This window comes from Algoriphagus hitonicola (assembly GCF_900113375.1).
In the GTDB taxonomy this organism is placed as follows: Bacteria; Bacteroidota; Bacteroidia; order Cytophagales; family Cyclobacteriaceae; genus Algoriphagus; species Algoriphagus hitonicola.
On record NZ_FOPC01000017.1, the window covers coordinates 75,995 to 82,130 of the forward strand.

Annotated in this window: 7 protein-coding genes; 6 read left to right on the top strand and 1 reads right to left on the bottom strand. The window is 43.5% G+C overall.

Annotation, left to right across the window (positions count from 1 at the left end; translation table 11 throughout):
* The first annotated feature begins 119 nt into the window (after positions 1 to 119).
* The 5 genes from uxaC (at position 120) to BM043_RS17895 (ending at position 5,187) form a co-directional block, all read left to right on the top strand.
* On the top strand, positions 120 to 1,562 hold the full coding sequence (uxaC, locus tag BM043_RS17875; RefSeq protein ID WP_092794197.1) for a glucuronate isomerase: 1,443 nt from the start codon (positions 120 to 122) through the stop codon (positions 1,560 to 1,562).
* Positions 1,562 to 2,380 (top strand): SDR family oxidoreductase, encoded by an 819-nt coding sequence (locus tag BM043_RS17880; RefSeq protein ID WP_092794199.1) that lies wholly within the window; start codon positions 1,562 to 1,564, stop codon positions 2,378 to 2,380. Before uxaC ends, BM043_RS17880 begins: the two co-directional genes overlap by 1 nt.
* Positions 2,381 to 2,408: 28 nt before the next feature.
* On the top strand, positions 2,409 to 3,584 hold the full coding sequence (gene uxuA, locus BM043_RS17885; protein ID WP_092794201.1) for a mannonate dehydratase: 1,176 nt from the start codon (positions 2,409 to 2,411) through the stop codon (positions 3,582 to 3,584).
* On the top strand, positions 3,581 to 4,138 hold the full coding sequence (locus tag BM043_RS17890) for a sugar O-acetyltransferase (protein ID WP_092794204.1): 558 nt from the start codon (positions 3,581 to 3,583) through the stop codon (positions 4,136 to 4,138). The genes uxuA and BM043_RS17890 overlap by 4 nt, the downstream gene beginning before the upstream one ends.
* Positions 4,139 to 4,254: 116 nt before the next feature.
* Positions 4,255 to 5,187, top strand: a complete 933-nt coding sequence (locus BM043_RS17895) for a UDP-glucuronic acid decarboxylase family protein (RefSeq protein WP_092794206.1) — start codon at positions 4,255 to 4,257, stop codon at positions 5,185 to 5,187.
* Between the two features lie 229 nt (positions 5,188 to 5,416).
* Here BM043_RS17895 and BM043_RS19580 read toward each other — a convergent pair whose 3' ends face one another.
* Positions 5,417 to 5,590 carry a hypothetical protein gene (locus BM043_RS19580; RefSeq protein WP_177188517.1) on the bottom strand — a complete coding sequence of 58 codons (174 nt, stop codon included), beginning with the start codon at positions 5,588 to 5,590 and terminating at the stop codon, positions 5,417 to 5,419.
* Positions 5,591 to 5,866: 276 nt separating this feature from the next.
* Here BM043_RS19580 and tnpA point away from each other — a divergent pair.
* A partial coding sequence (gene tnpA, locus BM043_RS17910; protein ID WP_092794212.1) for an IS66 family insertion sequence element accessory protein TnpA occupies positions 5,867 to 6,136 on the top strand: 270 nt, incomplete at its 3' end.

Here is a 6,136-nt window from a genome sequence, read left to right on the forward strand (position 1 = left end):
GGATTGGGATAAATGGTCTGAAATATTCGCAAACGATTTCGTAGTTTAATGTAATAAAACCTGTAATTCGAGGTAAATTCAAGGGTACAAAACATTAAAATTTCAGGACTCTAAACTCCATGAATTCACCAAATCAGCCCACTTTCTTTTTATCTGATGACTTTCTACTCCAATCGGATTTTGCCAAAGTTTTATATCATAGCTACGCAAAAAACCTCCCGATCATCGATTATCATAACCATCTTCCTCCATCGGAGGTAAATACCAATAGACAATTTTCAAATCTCACCGAAATCTGGCTGGCAGGAGATCATTACAAATGGCGGGCAATGCGAACCTTAGGGGTTTCCGAACGATTCATCACTGGAAATGCTGAAGCAAATGAGAAGTTTGAAAAATGGGCTTTCACGGTGCCATACACCGTAAGAAATCCACTCTATCATTGGACCCATCTGGAGCTGAATCGCTATTTTGGTTTAGAAGAGTTATTGTCCCAGAAAAATGCAGCAGAGGTTTATGCTCATTGTAATCAATTCCTCCAAACTCCGGATTTTCGTACGGTCCCTCTATTAACTAAAATGAATGTGGAGATAATCTGCTCAACGGATGATCCGGCAGATTCCCTAGATCATCATGTGGAGTTTGCTCAAAAAGGAAATTCCCTTCAGCTTTACCCCGCTTTCCGACCGGATAAATCCTATGCGATTGAAAATCCCGAAAGCTATCTTTCCTATTTGGAAAAATTAGGAGAAGCGGCCAAGTTGAAAATCGACTCTTTTGAAAACTTATTGGCTGCGCTTCAGGATCGGGTAGATTATTTTCACCACCGAGGATGTCGGCTTTCTGATCACGGATTGGAGCAGCTTTATTTTTTTGAAAAAGAAGACTTTCAGATCGAGGAACTATTCAGAAGGATTCGATTGGGGAAAGAGCTCAGTAAACCTGAAACTCAATATTTCAAGTTCAAAACCCTCCAATCCCTATGTCGCATGTACCACAAAAAAGGCTGGGTGCAGCAATTTCACTTGGGAGCGCTGCGCAATACCAATACGCATCAATTGCGGCAATTGGGTCCAGATACGGGATTCGATTCAATTGGGGATTTTGAACAGGCCGAAGCACTTGCGGGATTTTTAAATTCATTGGAAAAAAGCGAGCAGCTATCCAAAACTATCCTCTACAATCTAAATCCACGGGACAATGCCATTTTTGCCGCGATGATTGGTAACTTCAACGGAGGAGAAATCAAGGGCAAAATCCAGTTTGGTTCGGGTTGGTGGTATCTCGACCAAAAGGAAGGAATGGAAGCGCAAATCAATACGCTTTCGAATATGGGACTGATTTCTTGCTTTGTGGGAATGCTAACAGATTCCCGTAGCTTCCTTTCATTTCCGAGACATGAATATTTCCGAAGGATTCTCTGCAATCTTTTTGGGCAGGATGTACAAAACGGAATCCTCCCTTGGGATGAAAAATGGCTCGGAAAAATCATCGCTGATATTTGTTATCACAATGCAGCAAACTATTTTGACTTTTCACCCTCAAACTTTGATCTTAAATAATGAACACGAACCTATTTGACCTTACAGGAAAAAAAATCGTCTTTTCCGGTGCCACAGGAGTATTGGGACATACCATGAGCCTACACTTGGCCAAGGAAGGAGCGGAAATCATTATACTCGGTAGGACCGAAAGTAAAATGACCCAATTGCTCGCGGATATCGAAGTGGCTGGTGGAACCGGCAGCGGCTACCGCTGCGATGTGACCGATCCCATCAGCGTGGAAAATGCAGCTAGACGAATCGAAGCCGATTATGGAACAATCGATATCCTGATCAATGCGGCCGGTGGAAATATGCCCGGAGCGGTCATCACTCCCGACCAAAATTTTCTTGACTTGGATACAGCATCTTTAAAAAATGTCATCGATCTAAACTACATGGGGACAGTTTTACCCATCAAATTTATCCTTCCATTGATGCTTAAAAAGAGAAAGGGTAATATACTAAATATCAGCTCAATGGCAGCATCTCGTCCGATGACCCGAGTAATGGGTTATGCATCTGCAAAAGCAGCGATCGACAACCTCACCAAATGGCTATCAATCGAACTTGCATCTAAGCATGGACCGGATTTTCGAGTCAATGCTTTAGCCCCCGGATTCTTTCTCACGGAGCAAAATCGCACGCTTCTCACCAAATCAGACGGAGACCTCACGAGCCGTGGACAGCAGATTATCGCACATACTCCTATGGATAGATTTGGAAAACCGGAAGATCTACTCGGCGCATTGCAATGGCTCTGTTCCGATGCTTCGGCATTTGTCACCGGTACTGTGATCCCTGTTGATGGCGGATTTAGTGCTTATTCCGGTGTTTAATAAAACTCAAACCCAAAAAACATAACCTATGGCTTTTAAAATGGAACAAACCATGCGATGGTATGGCCCCGGTGATCCGGTCAGCTTAAGTGATATTCGACAAGCTGGCGCTACGGGTATCGTCACCGCACTTCACCACATTCCCAATGGAGATATTTGGACCCAAGAGGAAATTCAGCTTCGCAAAAAAACTATTGAGGACGCGGGGTTAACCTGGTCTGTGGTGGAATCCGTTCCGGTCCATGAACAAATCAAAACCCGAACCGGAGAATTCGAAAAACTGATCGCCAACTATCAACAAACGATACGAAATTTGGCTGCTGAGGGGGTTTTTACAGTTTGTTACAACTTTATGCCCGTTCTGGACTGGACCCGAACCGACCTCTTCAAAGAACTTCCCAATGGCGCCAAAGCCCTTTTTTATGAGAAAAAAGCCGTCCAGGCATTTGATCTCTTTATCCTAAAAAGACCAGCTGCATTTGAAGAATACACCAAAGAGGAAATCGAGGAAATAAGAAAGTATTACGAAGCTTTGAGTCCGGAGAAGCATCAATTGATCATCGATAATATTCTAAAAGGGCTGCCCGGTTCTGAAATTGGTTATACGCTGGATGAATTCCGGACAATGCTTCAAACCTACGATGGCATTGATGTCAAAAAACTTCAGGAGCATTTGCGTTTATTCCTAGACGCCATTGTGCCGGTAGCTGAGGAAGTGGGAGTATATATGACCATCCACCCAGATGACCCACCATTTTCACTTTATGGCTTGCCTCGGGTAGTATCCAGTGCAGCTGACGCCCGAAGAATCATCAAGGATAATCCCAACCCGCACAATGGACTTTGCTTTTGTACGGGAAGCTATGGTGTAAGGCCAGACAATGATTTGCCTGCCATGATGGCTGAGTTTGGTGATCACATCAATTTTATCCATCTCCGAAGCACCAAGCGGGATGAAGTCGGTAACTTTTTCGAAGATAATCATTTGGAGGGCGATGTGCCGATGGTGGCGGTGATTGATGAAATCCTCAAGGTGCAGGAAAGACGAGGCAAAAGCATCCCCATGCGTCCAGACCATGGCCATCAAATGCTGGATGATTTGAGCAAAAAAACCAATCCAGGTTACTCTGCCATCGGAAGACTCAAAGGACTAGCGGAAATCCGAGGTGTGGAAGAAGCCTTGCTATACACCAGAAAAAAATGAGCGAAAAGGAAAAAATGCTTTCCGGCCTACTCTATCAAGCCGGAGATCCCGAATTGACAGCAGATCGGATTAAAGCAAGAAAGCTACTGAAAGCATATAATCTCTCGGATCCTGAGGAAATCGAGGAAAGAAAAGGGCTTCTGAAAAAATTGATTGGTAAAAGCGGAGGGAATTTTTGGATTGAACCACCCTTTCAATGTGATTACGGGTATAATATCAGCGTTGGGGATGATGTGTTTATCAATTTTAACTGCTTGATTTTGGATGTCGTGCGAGTGAAGTTGGGGGATCGTGTGCTGGTAGCACCCAATGTTCAATTTTATCCAGCCACTCATCCTATCGATACCAAAACACGAGGTGAACTTTGGGAATTTGGAAAGGAAATTCATGTGGGTTCCGATGTCTGGATCGGAGGCGGAAGCATCATTTGTCCTGGAGTAAAAATCGGAAACGGATCAATTATTGGAGCCGGATCTGTGGTGACGAAAGATGTCCCCGAAGGAGTAATCGTAGCCGGAAATCCTGCAAGAGTGATTCGGGAGCTAGAAAAGTAGACTGAATCGCCGATCAACATCTACGATTAATCAATCAAATCTCATTTATAAAATTAGATTTCGGCGACATTTGCCTATTTTTGACCAAATTGATCTGAAAACCCTTTTAAGACAGAATGAAAAGAATTTTAGTAAGCGGAGGGGGTGGATTTTTAGGAAGCCACCTTTGCGAAAGATTGCTTCAGGAAGGCAATGAAGTCCTTTGTGTCGATAATTTTTTCACAGGAAACAGAAAAAATATCCATCATTTATTGGATGACAAAAACTTCGAATTGCTCAGACATGATGTCACCCACCCACTTTATGTAGAAGTGGACGAAATCTACAATCTGGCTTGTCCAGCCTCCCCTATCCACTATCAGTTTGATCCTGTTCAGACTACCAAGACTTCGGTGATCGGAGCTATGAATATGCTGGGCTTGGCAAAAAGACTTAAAATCAAAATTTTACAGGCTTCCACTTCGGAGGTCTATGGTGATCCGGAGATCCACCCCCAACCCGAATCCTACCGGGGAAATGTAAATCCAATCGGGCCTCGAGCCTGCTACGATGAAGGAAAGAGATGTGCAGAAACCCTGTTTTTTGATTACAACAGACAGCACAAGGTGCCAATTAAAATCATGCGTATTTTCAACACTTACGGGCCTCGAATGCATCCCAATGATGGACGTGTGGTCAGTAATTTTATCGTGCAGGCCCTAAAAGGTCAGGATATCACCATCTACGGCGATGGAAAACAAACCCGCTCCTTCTGCTACGTGGATGATAATATCGAGGGTATGTACCGACTGATGAATTCCAGAGATGGATTTACGGGACCGGTCAATATTGGAAATCCCGGTGAATTCACCATGCTGGAGCTGGCAAACTTGGTGATTGAGCTGACCAATTCAAAAAGCAAACTGGTATTCCTTCCCCTACCCCAAGACGATCCCATGCAGCGAAAGCCAATTATTGACTTGGCCAAAAAAGAATTGGGTTGGGAACCTACCGTACCGCTCAGAGAAGGCTTGATTAAGACCATTGAATATTTTGAGGGAGTGATTTAAAAAAGCCACCAAAAAGTAAAAAAGCGCGAGAAGATTTCGATTTTCTCGGGTTTTTTATGGGTTAAAGATTAATTTCAAAAATTGAAAACGTTTTGCATATACCCGAAGGTGGCGATTTCGAAGCTCTTCACTGTCATCCAAGCAGAAACTTTGATAGAAGTACGACTTCTCCCGCCAAAGCGGGAAAGCTTGATTTAACCACTGAACCGCCACTTTTGGGTGGGTGCTGTTATGCACAGGGCTTTATTGTCGTCTGTGTCTTGCATTTCTTGAAATATTCCAATATTTCTTCTTTGGTCATTTTGGATAACTTCTCGCTCAATTTGTCTCTTTGTTGACGCATAAATTTTACAGCGTCAAACCCGCCTGCCGGACGGACAGGTGTTTTTTCAGTCGTCTTCATATTTTTCAAATTCTCTTGATGAACGTATTTCTAATTGTTTGTAGCCGTTTTTTATGTTGATAGAGTTGTAACCCCTTATTCTTTCAATGTTAACTATGTGTTTGAAGTTCCAACTAACTAAAAAATCAGCACGGTTTATAGTCGCTAAGGCTATGTGTAAGCAGTCCGCATAACTTGTCTGTCCCACAACTTTTTCAGTAATGTATGTACCCACCCCGCCAAGTACATCTTCCAAAAATCCCTTACCAGCTATAGGTTTGCATCAAAAACAAACCTATGAAAAGAGCAAGTCAACAACAAATGGAAGCAGCAGTAGCTTCCTTCAAGTCCAGCGGCCTTACCCAGCGGGAATTCTGTCTTCGTGAGAACATCAAGCTGCCCACCTTTTCCTATTGGTACCGAAAAGTCAATGTTTTTTCAGCAACTCCTGTTGTCCGATTTACAGAAGTAACTGCCCCTTTACCCTCCGTTGGACTGGAAGTGGTGTTTCCCAACGGAGTGACGGTCCGTGGCATACAGGACCTTTACCAGATCCGCCAACTGATC

Coding starts and splice junctions, on each gene's coding strand:
- BM043_RS17880 (WP_092794199.1), top strand. CDS start 1,562: ATGAACACGAACCTATTTGACCTTACAGGAAAAAAAATCGTCTTTTCC.
- BM043_RS17890 (WP_092794204.1), top strand. CDS start 3,581: ATGAGCGAAAAGGAAAAAATGCTTTCCGGCCTACTCTATCAAGCCGGA.
- BM043_RS19580 (WP_177188517.1), bottom strand. CDS start 5,590: ATGAAGACGACTGAAAAAACACCTGTCCGTCCGGCAGGCGGGTTTGAC.
- uxuA (WP_092794201.1), top strand. CDS start 2,409: ATGGCTTTTAAAATGGAACAAACCATGCGATGGTATGGCCCCGGTGAT.
- BM043_RS17895 (WP_092794206.1), top strand. CDS start 4,255: ATGAAAAGAATTTTAGTAAGCGGAGGGGGTGGATTTTTAGGAAGCCAC.
- uxaC (WP_092794197.1), top strand. CDS start 120: ATGAATTCACCAAATCAGCCCACTTTCTTTTTATCTGATGACTTTCTA.